Source organism: Paenilisteria riparia FSL S10-1204 (genome assembly GCF_000525995.1).
In the GTDB taxonomy this organism is placed as follows: domain Bacteria; phylum Bacillota; class Bacilli; order Lactobacillales; family Listeriaceae; genus Listeria_A; species Listeria_A riparia.
In genome coordinates, this window is the sequence record NZ_AODL01000025.1 from 124896 (window position 1) to 142632 (window position 17737).

18 protein-coding genes and 1 pseudogene are annotated in these 17737 nt (G+C 40.5%); 5 read left to right on the forward strand and 14 right to left on the reverse strand.

Annotated elements, in window-relative coordinates; translation table 11 throughout:
• Positions 1-109: 109 nt before the first annotated feature.
• From PRIP_RS12840 to PRIP_RS12850, 3 genes are all read right to left on the reverse strand, one after another.
• Complete coding sequence (locus PRIP_RS12840) at positions 110-2590, reverse strand: Ig-like domain-containing protein (protein ID WP_036101500.1); 2481 nt, start codon at positions 2588-2590, stop codon at positions 110-112.
• 265 nt (positions 2591-2855) lie between these two features.
• Positions 2856-3815: a glycosyltransferase family 2 protein gene (locus PRIP_RS12845; protein ID WP_036101501.1), complete on the reverse strand. Its 960-nt coding sequence runs from the start codon at positions 3813-3815 to the stop codon at positions 2856-2858.
• Positions 3816-3827: 12 nt separating this feature from the next.
• Positions 3828-5510, reverse strand: a complete 1683-nt coding sequence (locus PRIP_RS12850; protein ID WP_052008921.1) for a DUF6044 family protein — start codon at positions 5508-5510, stop codon at positions 3828-3830.
• Between the two features lie 147 nt (positions 5511-5657).
• Between PRIP_RS12850 and PRIP_RS12855 the strand changes: the two genes are divergently transcribed.
• Together PRIP_RS12855 and PRIP_RS12860 are read left to right on the forward strand one after the other, a co-directional pair.
• The gene (locus PRIP_RS12855; protein WP_036101502.1) at positions 5658-6389 is read left to right on the forward strand and encodes a glucosamine-6-phosphate deaminase; all 732 of its coding nucleotides are present in this window, start codon (positions 5658-5660) and stop codon (positions 6387-6389) included.
• Between the two features lie 17 nt (positions 6390-6406).
• A complete protein-coding gene (locus PRIP_RS12860; RefSeq protein ID WP_036101503.1) occupies positions 6407-6904 on the forward strand; it encodes a GNAT family N-acetyltransferase in 498 nt (165 codons plus the stop codon).
• Positions 6905-7151: 247 nt separating this feature from the next.
• On the opposite strand, the gene PRIP_RS12865 is transcribed toward PRIP_RS12860, so the two are convergent.
• The 7 genes from PRIP_RS12865 to PRIP_RS12895 all read right to left on the reverse strand — a co-directional run bounded on the left by PRIP_RS12865 (position 7152) and on the right by PRIP_RS12895 (position 12530).
• Positions 7152-7475, reverse strand: coding sequence for an Imm59 family immunity protein (locus tag PRIP_RS12865; RefSeq protein ID WP_036101504.1), 324 nt, complete (start codon positions 7473-7475; stop codon positions 7152-7154).
• Entirely contained in the window at positions 7475-7852 is a 378-nt protein-coding gene (locus tag PRIP_RS12870) for a TNT domain-containing protein (protein WP_241434179.1), read from the reverse strand. Before PRIP_RS12870 ends, PRIP_RS12865 begins: the two co-directional genes overlap by 1 nt.
• 167 nt (positions 7853-8019) lie before the next feature.
• Positions 8020-8556 carry a hypothetical protein gene (locus tag PRIP_RS12875; protein ID WP_036101506.1) on the reverse strand — a complete coding sequence of 179 codons (537 nt, stop codon included), beginning with the start codon at positions 8554-8556 and terminating at the stop codon, positions 8020-8022.
• A gap of 33 nt (positions 8557-8589) precedes the next feature.
• The gene (locus PRIP_RS12880) at positions 8590-9558 is read right to left on the reverse strand and encodes a DUF6731 family protein (RefSeq protein ID WP_036101507.1); all 969 of its coding nucleotides are present in this window, start codon (positions 9556-9558) and stop codon (positions 8590-8592) included.
• Positions 9559-10521: 963 nt separating this feature from the next.
• On the reverse strand, positions 10522-10833 hold the full coding sequence (locus tag PRIP_RS12885; RefSeq protein WP_036101508.1) for a hypothetical protein: 312 nt from the start codon (positions 10831-10833) through the stop codon (positions 10522-10524).
• Between the two features lie 12 nt (positions 10834-10845).
• A complete protein-coding gene (locus PRIP_RS16425) occupies positions 10846-12240 on the reverse strand; it encodes a hypothetical protein (RefSeq protein WP_052008923.1) in 1395 nt (464 codons plus the stop codon).
• Entirely contained in the window at positions 12240-12530 is a 291-nt protein-coding gene (locus PRIP_RS12895; protein ID WP_036101509.1) for a hypothetical protein, read from the reverse strand. Before PRIP_RS12895 ends, PRIP_RS16425 begins: the two co-directional genes overlap by 1 nt.
• A 489-nt stretch (positions 12531-13019) precedes the next feature.
• On the opposite strand from PRIP_RS12895, the gene PRIP_RS12905 reads away from it, so the two are divergent.
• From PRIP_RS12905 to PRIP_RS12915, 3 genes are read left to right on the forward strand one after another with little or no spacing between them, the layout of a single operon-like run.
• Positions 13020-13502 (forward strand): DUF2975 domain-containing protein, encoded by a 483-nt coding sequence (locus PRIP_RS12905; protein ID WP_036101511.1) that lies wholly within the window; start codon positions 13020-13022, stop codon positions 13500-13502.
• A 9-nt stretch (positions 13503-13511) separates the two neighbouring features.
• Positions 13512-14213: a DUF2975 domain-containing protein gene (locus PRIP_RS12910; RefSeq protein ID WP_077913014.1), complete on the forward strand. Its 702-nt coding sequence runs from the start codon at positions 13512-13514 to the stop codon at positions 14211-14213.
• Positions 14214-14222: 9 nt separating this feature from the next.
• Complete coding sequence (locus PRIP_RS12915) at positions 14223-14435, forward strand: helix-turn-helix domain-containing protein (protein WP_036101512.1); 213 nt, start codon at positions 14223-14225, stop codon at positions 14433-14435.
• 35 nt (positions 14436-14470) lie between these two features.
• Here the strand turns inward: PRIP_RS12915 and PRIP_RS12920 are convergent, their stop codons facing one another.
• From PRIP_RS12920 to PRIP_RS12935, 4 genes and pseudogenes are all read right to left on the reverse strand, one after another.
• Entirely contained in the window at positions 14471-15244 is a 774-nt protein-coding gene (locus tag PRIP_RS12920; RefSeq protein ID WP_036101513.1) for a sugar phosphate isomerase/epimerase family protein, read from the reverse strand.
• Positions 15241-16213: pseudogene (locus PRIP_RS12925) on the reverse strand (aldo/keto reductase). The gene PRIP_RS12920 and the pseudogene PRIP_RS12925 overlap by 4 nt, the downstream one beginning before the upstream one ends.
• On the reverse strand, positions 16179-16961 hold the full coding sequence (locus PRIP_RS12930) for a glucosamine-6-phosphate deaminase (RefSeq protein WP_052008924.1): 783 nt from the start codon (positions 16959-16961) through the stop codon (positions 16179-16181). Before PRIP_RS12930 ends, PRIP_RS12925 begins: the two are co-directional and overlap by 35 nt.
• Positions 16962-16977: 16 nt before the next feature.
• On the reverse strand, positions 16978-17737 hold a 760-nt coding region (locus PRIP_RS12935), incomplete at its 5' end, for a PTS transporter subunit EIIC (protein WP_036101533.1).

Sequence of the window (17737 nt, forward strand, 5' to 3'; positions counted from 1 at the left end):
AAAAAACTGCATAAACAACGAACTTAGGATTCATCGTCTACACAGTTTATTTCACACTACTGAACATGCATATACATTTGATTTGTATTTTCTACTAGCTTCTTAATGACTAGGGTTGAATCGTTACTTTCGTTTCCTTACTTCTATTTCCGTTCTCATTATGCGCTCGAACACTAAAGCTTTCTCCAACATTTTGTAATGCATCAAGGCCTACAGCATAGATTCTAAATGTGCCATTCTCGTATACTTGTCCGTAACGAAGCAATGTTCCTGATTTATCGTGTACACTGACTCTAGTTACGCCTTTTGCTACAGTTCCATTAATATAAGCTTGACCAACGCGGAAAGTTGATACTACTGGCGCTTCGATAAAGTTAGTGCTTCCAACCGCAATTTCGCTATAAAAATAGTTAGCATCTTGGGTCACAACTTCAAATTGGGCACCAACTTCTTTTAACTCTGGTAGATCATTAGTATAGATACGGAAAGTCCCATCTGCAGCAATAGTTCCAATTCTGACATTTCTTCCATCAATACGTAGAAACACCTTCACTGCGTTCGGTGCTACTTTCCCTGTCATGTAGCTATCTGTTACATAATAATCGACAATTGTCGGTGCAGCGCTCAGCACTCCTGGATGAACAATTCCCTCTACGGCTTCGCTTATTGCACCACTGGCAGTTGTTGCTCTTACACTAAAAGTATTGCCAACGACTTGTAATGCAGGTAAATTAGTTGCTAGAATTTTGAAAGTTCCATCGGCTTCGATTTGTCCGTTGCGAAGTAATAAGCCAGCTTTATCATATAGGGATATACGAGTTATATCAGTTCCTACACGCCCTGTAATGTGTACTCCCCCCAATTTATATGTGGCTACTGTTGGCTCAGGTACTTCTTTTACAGTTCCTGTTGCAACTTTACCATCTCTTCCCTGACTATCTTGAGCAACGAATTCAAAAGTAGCTCCTGGTGTTTTTAATGCAGGTAGATCGTTCACATAAAATCTGAGTGTTTGGTTTGGAGTTGTTACATTCATCGTTCTAATAATTTTACCACCAATACGTAGAATAACTTTCTCAGCTCCTTCTGGTGCCTTTACTGTCAGGTAGGTTGCTCCCACATAGTGCGTAGAAATGATTGGTTCTTTTAACAGCGCGGTTTCAACTGTTATTTTCGTAGCTTCACTTTCATCACCATCTTTTGATTGTGTGATGAAGAGTTCTGTTCCTTCTTCTTGTTTGGCGATGTTAACTGTGAAATCACCAGTACTCGTCACTTTGGCAGTTCCAATCTCTACGCCTTTTGCTTTCACACTAACTGTGGCTTCTGGGCTTCCCTTACCTGTTAGTGCTGTGCTATCCGTTGTTACCGCGCTAACTTCACTTACTTTATCTAAGCCTTTTGCAACTGTAATTTCAGTAGCAGCACTAGTCGTATCTTTTCTGGATTGTGTGATGGAAAGCGTTTTGCCCTCGGCTTGTTTAGGAATTGTTATTTCAAAATCACCATTTTCATCGACCATACCTGTTCCGATTTCTCTATCACTTTCCTTCACAGAAACCGTCGCTCCTACAGCACCCTTCCCTTTTACTTTTGTGCTGTTCGTCGTTACTAAACTAACTTGTTCTATTTTACCTAGACTAACTGTATAGGTAATGCTTTCTTTCGTTTTATTAAATAACGTTGCCTTAACTAACATTGTATCGCCGCCGAGTAACGGCTTCACAGCAGCACTCCAATTACCTAGTCTATCGGCAGTGGTAGTCCCAATTTTTATGCCTTCATTCCACAACTCCACATCGGCTCCACCAGCAGAAATTCCAGAAACCGTTGTACTACCATTTGCTAAGTCAGATGTGACTGTTGGGTTCACCGCTGCACCTATAGGAACAAAATCTCTAATTGCTTCAGCTGAACCTGAATCATCATCCAACGTCGCCCTTACTGCGATGTATTTACCTTCTCTCAAAGGTTCCGAAAGATACACGGTCCATTCTCCTGTTGACGAGGCTAATGCGTTGCCGAAAACTGTACCCCATTGAGCGTCTTTAACAAGAATACTAGATTTCGCCTCCGCGGTTCCAGTAAGGACACTAACTCCTTCCCTTACATCTGTTTTAATTGTTGGCGCAACAAATTTCGCCTTAACAGTGAATGTTTCTACCAGCGTATTTCCATCTCTAAAATTTGCAGTAACTGTCACAACTTCTCCCTCTTGAAGCTGACGGCTACCACTAAGCCTTCCAGTAAAATTTCCTGCAGAAGTAACCGTTTGAGAAAAACCCTTCCCTCCAGCAACATCTACAATTACAGTTGATCCCGTAATCCCAAGTGGGTCCCCAAACATACCAATTGTTCCCGAAACTACATTCTTACCCGCTCTTAATGATGAATCAATGGTAATATAGTGGTAAAAACCTAGCGGAGATATTGTGTTGTCTGCTAATAGATTTTTTGGAATTTGATTCGTGCTTTCTAACGCTACTGCCGCTTTGGCAGTTGGCGTTTCTACACCTAGTGTTTCTCCGAACAAGTAGACACATGTCCCTGCTAAAAATGCTGTCGTCATAACTTTGTATTTTAATTTCATAGTTAACTATTCTCCCTTATTAATTTAGTTTAAACGGAAAATTCAGTTATTAGACGTATAAAATCACCTACCATTTTTCAAAAATTTAGCTACTTAAATTTTCTTTGAAACTAAGTATCTTAAATATTAGTATACGAAAACACAGGATATATGTATGTAGACAAAATTAGAATTAATTTTGTTCTAAGTCCAAAAAGATAACGCTTTCAATTTGAAGCCAGAACAAAAAACGCTCCTTTAAATTCACATTGGAGCGCTTCACAGATTACCTTTCATCATAAGAATCTTTTTCTACAATAAACCTCGGGCGATGCTTCACTTCGGAATAAATACGTCCGATATACTCGCCAACAACGCCAAGACTCACCATTTGCACACCGCCAATAACCCAAATCGAAAGCATTAGCGATGACCAGCCATTTTCAGCGGTACCCGACAGATGTTGCACGAATGTATAAATACCTATAATAATCGCAATCACAAACATTAACCCGCCAAGTCCTGTCACTAAGCGAATCGGCGCAACACTGAACGAAGTCAAACCGTCTGCTGCAAAGGCAAGCATTTTCTTCAACGGATATTTTGATTCGCCCGCAAAACGTTCTTTTCGGTGATAATATACTTTTTCAGATTTAAATCCTATCAAAGGAACAATTCCGCGCAAGAAAATATTGTTTTCCGGAAACAAGTTCATTTCTTGTAGTGCCATTCTTCCTAGCAACCGATAATCCGCGTGATCTGGAATTAAGTGAATCCCGAATTTACCCATCATGCTATAAAATAAATGCGCCGAATTCCGCTTGAAACGTGTGTCTGTCTTTCGTTCATCACGAATCCCGTACACTACCTCGTAACCTTCTCGATACTTCTCTACAAAATCAGGAATTACATTCACATCGTCCTGCAAATCCGAATCAATTGAAATAATGCAATCCGCGCGTCCCTCGGCTGTTTTCATACCTGCCAAAAGCGCATTCTGATGCCCAAAATTACGGCTCAACTTCACGCCATTAATGTATGGTTGCTGTTCTGAGGCTATCTCAATAATTTCCCAAGTACGGTCCTTGCTCCCGTCATCAACAAACAGCAAATCACTCGCTTCTTGAATCATCATTTTCTCTTTCATATCTTGCAAAATCGTACCTAACTGCTTCATCGTCTCTGCCAAAACTTCTTCTTCGTTGTAGCAAGGAACTATAATTGTTAATAATGGTTTTTCTCTCATTTTGAGTCACCTCTACTCTGCTCTGTATAAATAAATTTTCCACGCGGCTTGTTTGTCATCAAATACTTTTTCTAAATGAAGGTGATTGGCCGCCGCATTATCAATCGGAAGTGCTGAGAAAATATATTCTCCGCCCATATCTTTAAAAGCCTGCGTGTTCAATTCCAAATTCTTGATATGTTTTGTCGAATGTTTGTCGAATAAATAATTTTTCCCTAGTTCAGCGACAAAAATATAAACACGATTGCCCCAACCATCATAATATTCTCGTAAAGTCGGACTTTTAGCAAGTTCCGGCGCGATAATTTCACGGAATTTCGCTTTGTAGCTGAGCGGATAAGAATTGACATACCCATCCAATGTGTAAAATCCGTTTTCTTGTGAAATGGAAGGATGAATACCGATACTTGCCACCCGATAATCCTTTTGTGGTCTGCCAATATAGTCTTTTATCTGTTGAAATTCGTCTTTTGCGTAAAATTGATTGATGGATGGCGTCCCAGCCTCGCGATATAGAATTTCCGCATTGTTTGAGAAAGTCACTCCAATTTGTAGTATCAGACCGATAATCGCAAGTTTTTTCCAGCCTCCGCCCTTTTTCGCAAAATAAACGAGCGCCAGCGCAAATAGTCCGTAGTAAATGAATGGCTGTAAGAAGTGGAAACGCGAGAAGTTGAAAGAACGCATGATTGAAATCTGTTCTTTTACTGGATTCCAAGCGCCCCACCACCAAAATGCATACCAAACCGATAACACGAAATTCAGTGCTAACAACCATAAAAATAGTTTTTGCCCGCGCCAATCTTTTTTCACTAACATGACAATAAGCGCTAGTAGAATGACTGGCAACACGACATATGTAGCTAATGCCTGATCATGCGTATGACCAATCGTGAAGTTTTTAAATGTTAATCGAATGGAACCTAAAAAGCTATTATTCGGTAAGCTAAACGCACTTCGCGAATCTGGCTCATTGGATTGAAAAAACATCTGCGAAATAAAGCGATAGTTCACGATGCAATACAACGCCGACATATACGCCATACTTCCGAAAAATCGCCAATTCCAGCTCCGTTTTTTCACAACATCGTACACCCAAATACACGCAACGAGGAATAAAAAGAAACAAAAACCTAAAATAAGGCTTGAATAGAACGGCAACAGCGTCAAAATCAACCAGTTCCAAATATTCTTTTTTCCTTGCCGAATGTTTAAAAATGCCCATAACGCGAGGGGCATCCCAAGTGTACTCAACATTCCTGATGGCCAAAATGGCGTCAACGCAAACGCGAGCGCTACAAAAATCGTAATATATTTCTGTTTCGGATCTTTTATCACGTAATCTCGAAGCCATAGACGCATTCCGATAAACGCGAAGACACGCGTAATCAACTGGCTTACCGCAAAAGCAAGCGGCGTCGGAAAAATCGCATACAACCAGACAATCCCGACAAATTGCGAATCAAATGCATCACGTGGCGCAAAACCATCCAACATCTGCGGAATATTCGTACCCGTTTTAGCCAAGTAGTTCCCGCTATTTAGCAAAACCCGGTACCACGTCATATTAGAATCCAGATTATCATGAATCCGAATATGACTATTTCCTCCCAAAATAAATAATGGTGCCACAAAAACCAATAATAACAGCACCGCAATACATTCTTGCTTTCTTTCTAATACCCAACTTTTCATAGTTCACCTCATAAATCTACTTGTCGATGCTTTCCATTATAGCAATACTTTACAGAACGTCCAAAGAATTTACTAAAAATAAATCAGAACTTTGCAAAATTCCTAAAAACAAGGTATTCTAATCACGTAGGAATAGGAGGAGAAAACATGAAAATTATCCGTACCAAAACTTACGATGAAATGTCTCAAAAAGCATATGAACTCGTAAAAGATGTGATTGCATCAAAAGAAAACCCAGTTATTAACACAACAACTGGCGCAAGTTATGATGGTATGTTCGAAAAACTTGTAGAAGGCATCAATAATGACGAAGTAGACATCGAAAAAGTGTTTATGATGAACTTAGATGAATTTATCGCGCCTCGCGAGCAATCGTTCACGGTATACAATTATATGCATCAAAAATTCTATGACCAAATTAAGAAACAACCAAAAGAAATTGCCCTTTTAGACGGTAGTTTAGCTAGTTTTGATGAAGAAATCGCTCGTTATAATAAAATTTTGCAAGCCAATAAACGTGATTTACAAATTCTCGGTCTTGGCGTAAACGCTCACCTTGGCGCGAATGAACCTGGAACGCCTTTTGACGCGCGGTTATTTTTAGCGGATAGCGACGATTCTACGATTAATAGCACCATGCTTTATTATAAGGTGTCACGCGAAGAAGCGCCAGAACAGATGCTGACGCTCGGTTTAGCCGATATGATGGAAGCGGAGCAAATCCTTGTAACTGCCTCTGGAACCCGAAAAGCTGAAGCTGTGAAGGCAACGCTTGAAGGTCCAGTAACGACCGACTGCCCAGCATCCATTTTGCAAAACCATCCAAATGTTGTTTTTATCATTGACGAAGAAGCAGGATCATTACTTACTAAATACTAAGCAAAAGGGGTGGAAATATGGAATTAAGGCTTTTAACCCTAGAAGATGTTGAAAAATATGTGCAGATTAGACTTCAGGCGCTACAAGAAAGCCCTGCATCGTTCGCCTCAAGCTTTGAAGAAGAAAAGTATACTGCCCTACAAAAATATGAAATCCGCTTCCAATCACCGTATTCACTAACGTTTGGTGCCTTTTTATCCGGACAGTTAGTAGGCGTCGTGACCCTCATTCGTGAAGATCGCCTCAAAACACGGCATCGCGCGAATATCGTGGCCATGTATGTCTTACCTGATTTCCGTGGTAGCGGCGTCGGCAAAGCGCTGATTGAAACCGCGATTGAACAGGCCAAACAACTAGAAGGCGTAGAGCAGATTTACTTATCTGTCGTTAGCGCAAACAGTCCGGCCCGCAATTTGTATATTTCGCTTGGATTCCAGGTGTTCAGCCTTGAAAAACGGGCGTTGAAGATTAATAATGTGTATTTTGATGAGGAGCATATGGTTTTGTTTTTATAAGAAAGAGTTACCCTATCACTATATCTGACTGTTTATAGTTAAAGTATTGGTGTAGCTATCTTTTTAGCTCTTTTATTAAAGACGAAATTGGTTGCAAAAGACTGTATTCGAATATTAGTGATGAATTATACTTTGAAACACCGATTGGTTGCTGGTCGGTGTTTTAGTTTTGAGTATTCAACGTATTCCTTGTAAAATCACGTGCTTCATCCAACGGCGCATTTAGTTTTATTCTTTCATCATCAATCTATTTATCCCATAATGAGCAGGAATATTCAGGCGGTTCCCCATCTCTTACTCTTCTGCGATTTGTTAAAATTCTACTCTGCATGATGTTTAAAAATTGGTCCATTGCCTCGAATGGGTTTTCAAATGTATATTTCCCCATCACACTAGCACGATCAGCTGTCATATAGACTTCAAAATAATCTCCATTTTTCTCCATTCTTAGTTGATATTCTTCCCTGTTGTTTTCTGCACCTTTAAAAATGGAATACCGCAACGCTTCGTACCCTAATAAATGAATATCATCCTCTAATAACGCTTTTACCTCATTTATATCATAATTCATTATTTAACCTCCTTCAAAAGTCCTAATTTTTCATACCAGTCTACAACAGTTCCCAATTGAATTTGTGATCCACCGCCTGCTCCAAAAACCTCTGCAATTTTACCTTGTTGTGGACTTGCAATATCTTCAAAAGTAAATTTATAATCTTTCATAGATTCTAAGAGCTTTCTTTGGGCCCCCATATCCAGCTTGCCAAACGCCTCTTTAACATTTTCTAAATTTATATCTTTCATAACTTTGTACTGATAATAAGGCTTTACACTTTCAGGATAGGGTAATCCTCTAGTATCGTACTCTAATATTTTGCCGTTTTCAACAGGACTTGTAAATTTACCAAACGGATCACCATATCTGTCAATAACCTGTCCAGCCTTCAATTTCGCATCAAACGTAATAGCTTTTCCAGTGCTATCAACAACTGGTGTATCGTTTATCTGCCACGATGAATAAGCACTCTTTATATATACTAAAAAGCACTAGCGTGATCGGTGTAAAACTAACATCGAAAAACTTAGTGCTCTCTGAAATCTAATTTCTGATTCATTTATTTATCTTCTTGCTTTTTCTTGAAGCTATCGTACCTCGCCTGCTTGCTCTCACCGAGTACACTCGCTTCTTGTTCCTTCCCACTATGGTTAAACATTATTTTGAGTAACAAACTGATGGCTCTAAAAGTACTCACAACAAAAACAAATAAAGTACCCAGCCAAATTGCACATATAAAATTGGTGAATGGATTAATATAGTTTATAAGTATTTGTAGGGCAATTGACAATATCAGTATCAAAAATGAAGAAATTAGAGACTCATACAGCTGAAATTTAACGATTTTTTCAGCATTATGAAACTTAAAATTTTGAAAGATATCAGAATTTTTTAAAGTAAGCAATACGCCATACATTGCTGTATAGAAACCTATAATTATCGCACTAAAATTAATAATTGACTCTAATGTCTTTTCAAAACCTTTTATTTCATAGCCATAACTGATACCTTCTGTTTGTGTTATGACAACTAAACCAATTGCGCATACATACACCGAGAGCGACATTAATATATTAATATCCCTTATCTTCTTCATAGAATGCACCTCCATTGACCATTAAAAGACATATCACTTGTTATGCTGGAGATTTAGCTCCAAATTTTTCATTATTTCATTTCTTATGTTATTCATATACAACGGTGTAATATCTTCCAAAACAGAAGCCGATCTCAAATGATGCTTCGCAGGGACTTGATAAAACCTTTTAACTCTATATTTCCCGCGTACAAGATCAAACTTTTCTACAGGGGTTGTATCGCTATCTTTACCTGAAACCTCAGCTTTTAGATAGGTATCTTGATCTTGTTCGACCATTTCGATTATGTTCTTAATTTCTTTGGACTTCAACTTAGCATTTTTCTGACTCTTAGCAGTAATTGTAATTTCGACAGTGTGCCCCTCCAACCCTTGTAAATTACGGAATGCGTCACCTACGGAATCTTCTGTTATTTGATTAACCTTGTTACTCGCAACTCTTAAGGTTAATTTCCGATAGATTTCCTTCCCTTTGGCCTTGGCTGTGGAATCAATATCTGGTATAAGTTGCAAACTTATTGTATAGTTATTATTCGGATCTAATTTATCCACATAGCTTTGGAAATAAGCTTCTAACCCAGAAGGAGACAGACTATGCATATTTCTTTGCACCATCAGTACATGAAGCTCATCATCGTATAAAATATTTATGTCTTCTGCAATATACTCATTTTCTTCTAAACGAATGTTGCTAAGCTCACTGCTAATTATACTTGTAATTCCAGGTCCGTCCTCTCTAAGCCTACATAAATTAAATTGAAATAATCCATAAGGCTTATCCTGATGCATTGTAATAGTATTCATTCTTGCACGTTCTTCCTGATAATAGATAATTTTTTCATTCGGTTCTAAATTATTCAGATGATTTAAAAGTTCTACTAAATCGTACAACTTCTCCGCCTCGTCACTTCCATCAATTACGCATACTCTAAAAAAATCAAAATTAACCAATCTTTTTTTCGCTTTGTTTTTAATTTCTTTAACTTCTTCCATCTCTTCCATTTACATCCCCACCCTTTTTTGTATTATTCTTCCTCATTATAGATTAGAAAAACCACCTATTCAAGTAAATAGATGGAAAAAGGGAGTTTTATGGAATCTTGTGCTTCCAGGAAGCGATGCCCTGCACTTCTTGGACAATATCATAACAACACTTTTTTTAGTGTTGAAAGTACCAACTTGGTGTCACTATATTTTTTACCACTCTCCAAAAGAATCTGTGATAGCGTGTATAATCTTGTCTTTCATCCTGAATGCAATTCTTCTGCTTATGTGCAATTGACCCGCTATACCTTCCATTATAATCCTGTGCAGCTTCTCCTAATAATGTAGTTGAACCAACTCATGAAACGGCTCCTATTCAGTATTTGGTCATACTGACAATACATATCCTATACCTAAAACTAAGGTCTACTGGCGTTCAATTCTAGCATCCATTCCATGCATTTAGACATACTCATGTGAAGCAGGGTTAACAGGAAATGCAATTCAACAACGTATCAGTCCACCCAAAAGGTTTTAAAATAACGAGAGCGTGCACTCATACGGACGAAGCTTTGAATCAGCTAACAATAAATATGTATAATTCGTATAAAAGAGCTAAAGAATTCTAAGGAGGATTTAAAAATGGAACTTCAAGTAACAAAAAGGAATCCGGTACTATCAAGATAAACAAAAAATATTTTTTAGGGTTGTGATCAGTGTTATAGCACAAAAAAATCGCTAATCCAGCTATCCGAGCGGGTTTAGCGACTAAAAGGGAGTTTAAGGTAAGAAAGGGATGCCGTATAACTACACTTGACTGGCTATAGTTAAGCTGTTGGTATATCTATCTTTCCAGCTCTCTTCTTAAAATCGAAGTTGACTACAAAAAACTATATTAGCAGGGCGGATTAGGGATGTAACCCAGGGCATGGATGAATTATACTTTGAAAAACCAATCGATTGCTGATCGGTGTTTTAACTTTATGCATTCAAAGTATTCCATGTAAAGTCACGTGCTTTATCCAACGGCTCATTTAATTTCATTCTTTCATCAAAATCATCTGCCCAAATATAAAACTCTCCAAGGCCTCCGTGCGGGGGGTAAAGTGAATCGTTCATTCTCCTGAGTTCCTCAAACACTTCATCTGTTATTTCACCGTTTTTTACATCGTCTATAAATTCTAATATGTTCTTTATTTGACGAATTTGCGGTCTATTTGAACTACTTCCATATCTCGTCATTTCTTTTAAAATAACTAGATATTGTTCTTTTAGCAAATCGAGCTTATCCATCGTAATAACCCCTTATTTTATAGTTTTTTCTGATATAGCTTGCACACCTGTTATTTTCCATGGTTGGTGTATGAAAATTTGTTGCATTTCTAAACCACCAATATATGGCCCACCCTGAAATCCTACTGGGCCTTCATAAATAGTCGTTCCTTTTGGAATTTTAATTTTGTATGTCACATCTATTGGTGATATACCTTCCAATTCATTTGTACCTTTTTTTATCCACTGCGGTTTTACTGCGCTATCAATCCTAACTTTGGCAATGGAATCTGCTGGGCTTGTTGTAAACCACTGACCTAATGCATTATTACTTTTACCAGGAATAGTTAGCCCACCTCTTTCACCAGATCTGTACAAATAGGTATCTTCTTGTAAAACTCTGATGTTGTATCTTCCACCGTAAAAGTTTTGTATTGGTTTCCCGCCAACAGTTGCAAGTGGCCCAGGATTCATAACATGAAACTCATAACTCGCAATGTCGTTGTACTTAGAAATAATTCGGCTGGCGCCATCTGCATCTTTCACGCGGCCAAAATCAATGAGTCCTTTTGTAACCCCAAATGTACTAGCGAATAGTATGGTGCTACTAGCTAGCCCATAAGCATCTCCCTTTTTATAGGGTTCTAAATAACTAGCAACGACACCATTCCACAACATACCTATTGTTCCCGATGGATCACTACGTAAGTTTTTCATCAGCATTGCAATGCTTTCTAGTTGCTTCTCCGGGTGTTTCAAGCTTTCTATCGCTCTTTTTCCGAATCCGAAAATAGAATCTCTTGTAGACGCACCGATTTGTCGTACTTTATTTCGATCATATTGGCGATAATCCTTCTCGATTTGAGAAGCATGTTCATGATCCATTTCCATCAACCGCCGCATGTCTTGGCTGATTCGGTGCATGGCTTCGCCTTCTTCTTGCTGTAATTGCGTCAACTTTCGGCTTAAATAATCATCCAGATCTTCCATTAAACCTTGGTTATGACGCATGATCCATAGCTCATCTGGATCATCTGGCAATGCTCCAATACTCGGCTGCGGCACGCGAAACACATCACTTTTCGCATGATCTAAAATATCGCGCTGGGTTTCTGCCAGCCTTTGAAGTCCACGGGCATCGATTAACATATCCCTATTCCGATAGGTCGGACTGTCAATCGATTTGAGGTCCAACACATAGCTTTCGAGGTATGTATAGAGCTTAGTCACCGTTCCCTGCTGCCTGGAAATATCGTCTCGGTGGGCACCGAATTCCATCGAGAGAGCATCTGCTAGTTTCCCCTTTTGCTTAGACACCGCATCTTGAACATTCACTAAGACACTATCCAGCGTTTCTAAACTCGCCTTCATTTTGTGCAGGGACGTCAGTACATTCTCCAATTCCCCCATATTTAGTTTGAAATCCATCAGCCTTTGCCTCCTAACTTCGCATCTGTTTCTATAAATGCACTTACCGCTAGTTCGCTATCCACAAAAGCCTGTTTTAATTTCGTAAATTGGTCCGCTTTTATTTCTGTCACTAATCCTTCTTTTACTTCGATGTAGCGTGTCATAAAATCAGGGGAAACTTGCTTATTCAATTTATCCATGGTGTGTTGGATGTTTGTGGCTTCGGCTTTAAAATTTGCTACCGCTTGCTCTCCCGTTTTTAATTGCTTCAAAATCCAAGCAGTGTCTATATCAATTTGCGTTGACATATCATATCTCCCTCCGTAAAGCATTCGCTGTCTGCTCGCAGTAGGAAATCATGTCGTTGGCTTCCGCTTCTATTTGATTCAGCCTGTGTATCATTTTTTCCTTTATCTCGTGGTTTTCATCTTGAATCCCGTTTTTCCTATTTTTTATACCGTCTACGATGCTCTCTAAAGTATGCTTTCTAGCAGATATCGCATGCCGAACTTGTTCATAATGCGGCATAGGGCACTTCCTCTCATGTTAGTATCTTCCACCTCTGATTATAGCAAACTAGGGTAAAATAAAAAAGTCCTCGCAGACTTCAATTCTCCATCCCGATTAATGCCACTAAAATAAATATCTAACCTATCAAGATATGGCAGAAAATAATTTTCTAGGGATAGCGCTAGGGCTCAGCAACTAAATCGGCGCTTTTTAACAATATTTATTTATTGATAAACGATAAATACAATGCTATAATCAATACATACAAAACCAAACGAGGTGTTTTTATGAAATACGGTTCCACTATCATTTTAAGAATTGCGGTTATCCTCATTGGACTCGTAGTTCTTGCTCTATGTATCGTCGCTGTTCCCGCACTAGCCATAAATGCGACCATTCATAACCCGAATTTTGCGAAGTCGCTTTATCCGGTGCTTATTGGGATGTGCTTGGCTGCCATTCCTTTTTTTATCGCTCTTTTCCACACTTGGAAGCTCCTACGTTATATCGACAACGGTGATGCTTTCTCGACACTTGCTGTGACCGCATTGAAAAAAATCAAATACTGCGCGCTTGGAATTGCTGGGGTTTACTTGCTAACTTCTCCATTTTTCTACATGCTCGCTCAAAAAGATGATGCGCCTGGTATCGTCGTTATCTGTTTGCTTTTCATGGGTGCTTCCCTTGTAATCGCAATATTTGCCGCAGTTTTACAACGACTTTTACGAGAAGCAATCGCTATTAAAACAGAAAACGACTTAACGGTCTGAGGTGAGATTATGGCAATTATTATTAATATCGATGTTATGTTAGCTAAACGAAAAATGAGCGTTACCGAGCTTTCCGAAAAAGTCGGTATCACCATGGCAAACCTTTCTATTTTAAAAAATGGGAAGGCCAAAGCTGTCCGATTTTCCACACTGGAAGCGATTTGCGAGGCGTTAGATTGCCAGCCCGGTGATGTTTTGGAATATCAATCAGACGATGAGGTGACTTTATTGAAATACAGTTCTACTTTTTTGATGAAGCTAGTCATTATTTTCATTAGCATAGGTGTCCTAGCCTTGTGTTGCATCGCCTTTCCCGCTCTGGCTATAGATGTAGCAAAGACTGATGCTGCTATGGTGAAGGTACTTTATCCTATTCTTATTGGCATGTCACTCGCGGCGATTCCTTTCTTTATCGCGTTATTCCACACTTGGAAGCTGTTGCGCTATATAGATAACGGTAGTGCGTTCTCAACACTATCCGTGATTGCTTTGAAGAAAATCAAATATTGCGCCTTTGGAGTTGCAGGAATTTACGCAGTCACTTTTCCATTTTTCTATTCTCTCGCGCAACATGTCGACCCACCTGGCCTCATGGGCATTTGCGTCTTCTTCATTGGCGCTGCGCTTGTTATTGCAACATTTGCCGCAGTTTTACAACGACTTTTACAAGAAGCGATTGCTATTAAAACAGAAAACGACTTAACGGTCTGAGGTGAAATCATGGCAATTATTATCAATATCGACGTTATGTTAGCTAAACGAAAAATGAGCGTTACCGAGCTTTCCGAAAAAGTCGGCATCACTATGGCAAACCTTTCTATTTTGAAAAATGGGAAGGCCAAAGCAGTTCGATTTTCCACATTGGAAGCGATTTGTGAGGCGTTGAATTGCCAACCTGGCGATATTTTGGAATACAAATCTGATGCATCTTAAAAACAGGATTTTCCACGCGGAAAATCCTGTTTTGCTTACATTAACTTTAATAAATAATCACGACTTTTCTTCAAGCTTTCAAACATGTTCAAGTCCGAGCGATCCTGTTCAATGCAGTAATACTCCACGCCATGGCGCTCTCCCCAAGCAATAATCGCTGCGAAATCAACCTCACCGTCGCCAATTTCTACTAAATTATTCGCCATGTCTTCCAGCTCAAATCCCGAACGAAAATCTTTCATATGCACAATCGGCGCACGTCCACTATACCGCTTCACATATTCCACCGAATCATGCCCCGCTGCACTAATCCAATACGTATCCGGCTCCGCATACACACAAAGCCCATTCTCGGGATCAGTCAAATAATCCATCACACGGCGCCCATACACACGATCATTAAAATCATACTCTGGATTATGCAAACCAACTCGAAATCCAAGACCATGCAACCTAGCAACCGCATCCAGCAAAGTCCGCTTCGTCTTCTCATATCCAGCCAGATTCTGATCTTCTTCCTCAATGTACTTATCAAAAATCGTCTTACAGCCAAAAAAGTACGCCTCATCCACAATCCCATCCAAGTCATTTAAAAATCGATCATGTTTGATATGCATTCCAATCACATTAAACCGATACTTCTCTAGCAAGCGCAACACTTCCGCGCGATTATTGCCACGCATACCATCCAACTGCACATTGCGAAAACCAATATCAGATAACTTTTGAAAAGTACCTTCCAAATCTTCTGCCATCTCGTGTCTCACAGAATAGAGCTGTACCGCTAGCTTATCATGAATCGCCGTCATCGTTGCACCCTCTCCCCACGCTTCAAATCTAGCCATTCCACTTCATCTTCCGTCAAAACAATCCGCGTTGCCGCAACAGAAGACATCAATTCCTCCACGTTTTCTGGCCCAATCACAGCCGCCGTCGGAAACTTCTGATTCAACACATAACTAAGCGAAATCTGAATCGGCGTCACATGCTTCTCCTTCGCCAAAATCTGCGCCCGGCGGTACCTTTCCCAATTCGCATCACTATAATAAACCTCCACCATCTCTTCATCCACCACATTATCCGGCTGGAAACGTCCCGAAAAGAAGCCTCCCGCCTGCGATGACCATGAAAGCAACGGTAACGAAGACAACTCATGCCACGCAATCATACGCGCATCCGCCGAAACACAATTTTCCCATCGAGGTCGGTTCACTTTTGCCAAACTCAAATTAGGGCTATCGAAATTAAAAGTAGTCAAATTGTGTTGAATCGCATAATCATTTGCCTCCATAATTCGGTCTAACTCCCAATTCGACGCCCCAATCGCGTACACCCGTCCCGACTCCACCTCACGATGTAGCGCTTCCATAATCGCACCAACCGGCACCGTAGGATCATCACGATGTAGCGCAAACAGCTCTACATGATCCGTCCGCAACATCTCCAAGCTCAACGAAATATCATCCGCAATCGCACTCGGAGAAACCCGCGGCGCATTCGGCATCTCGCGAACTGGATGGCAACCCTTCGTCTGAATCACCACATCATCCCGATTTTTCCGCGACTCCATCCATTCACCAATCGCCTTCTCACTATGGCGATAATGCCGCGCCGTATCAAACGTATTCCCGCCTAGCTCAAAATACGTATCCAAAACTGCGCCCGCCAGCCTCCATATTGTCCACCCGCAAGAAGTCACCAGACCCCATCACTAACTGCGAACACGCAATCTCAATCAGCTGCTTATTCTTCCGTCCCTGCACTAGTATCTTTTTCATCTTCGCTCTTAACCCCCATTTTCAAAATGCCATTCGCTTCCTGATCCATTACCAAACTAACACTCCCCGTCGCATTCCGCAACAACGTCGCCGGCACAGCATCCGTAATCTTACCCATCACAACTTTCGCCACGATTTCCGCCTTCTTCGTACCCGTCGTCACTAAAACAATCTGTTTCGCCGTCATAATTTGCTGCATCCCTAGCGAAATCCCCTGCGTTAACGGAAAATCCTCATCAAAATACTTGCTCATCACCGTCTTCGTCACATCGTCCAATTCCACCACATGGCAATCCGTATCCACTGGCACAAACGGCTCATTAAAACCAATATGCCCATTCATCCCGACGCCCAGCAAAATAAAATCAATGCCACCGCGCTCCGCCACAAACCGGTCCACACGCGCACATTCCGCCTCCAAATCCGCCGTTTTACCATCAAAAAAGCAAATCTGTTCCTCACGAATCCCCACCAATTTATCAAAAAAATTATCATACAGCGTCTGCTGACAACTTCCCTTCACATCGCGTCCAAGGCCAACCCATTCATCCAGCCCAACAAAAGACGCCTCACCAAAGTCCACCACACCAGCCTGATTCGCCCGTACTAACTCTTGCATAGTCAAAAGCGGTGTATCCCCACCAGCAATACAAATCAAGCTTTTCGGTTTCTTTTGCACCGTTGCAATTATTTTCTCGCTCACATATGTCGCCACATCCTGCGCATTCCGTTTAATTCTAATGTCCATATTAACTCTCAACCTCCTAGAAATCTAAATCTAGCGCCTCATGCGCACGCTCCCGATCCGATACATTCGCTTCCTCTTTCACCAAGCTTTTTTCGTACATTTTAAAGAAAGGATAATACATACAAACCGCAACTGCAAGCACAACGATAATCAAAATAATCGCGCGCCAATCCATCGTTGCCAAATATTGCGCCAGTGGAATCGGTGTTCCGCCAACATTCGCAATCGGTGGACGAACCCAGCCGAAATGAAAGACAAACCATTGTCCCACAGCCACAATCGGCGTTCCAATCACAAATGGAATAAATAAGTACGGATTAAAACAAATCGGCAATCCAAAAACAACCGGCTCAGAAATCGTGAAAATCGCTGGAACTACCGACACCTTCCCGACCGCTTTCAATTCCTTCGACTTACTAAACAAAGCCAGCAAAACAAGTGCTCCCGTAAGCCCTGACCCCGAGAATCCCATAAAATAATCCCAGAAATTCGGTGCAAAAACATGAGGAATCGGTTCTCCCGCAGCATAAGCCGCCGCATTCGCCCCTAAGTATTGCGTCATAAATGGCATTACAAAGCCCACTAGAATCGCATACCCGTTCAACCCAATAAACCAGAACAACATCTCAAAGAAACAAATTAAGAATACCGCGTAAGGCGTATCAATACTATTAATCGCTGGCGCCAACATCGTCGTAAACGCTTCTGGAATAATTTGTCCCGACGTCACACTTTGCATCGCCACACTAAGCCCACAGCCCAAAAAATCACTACAA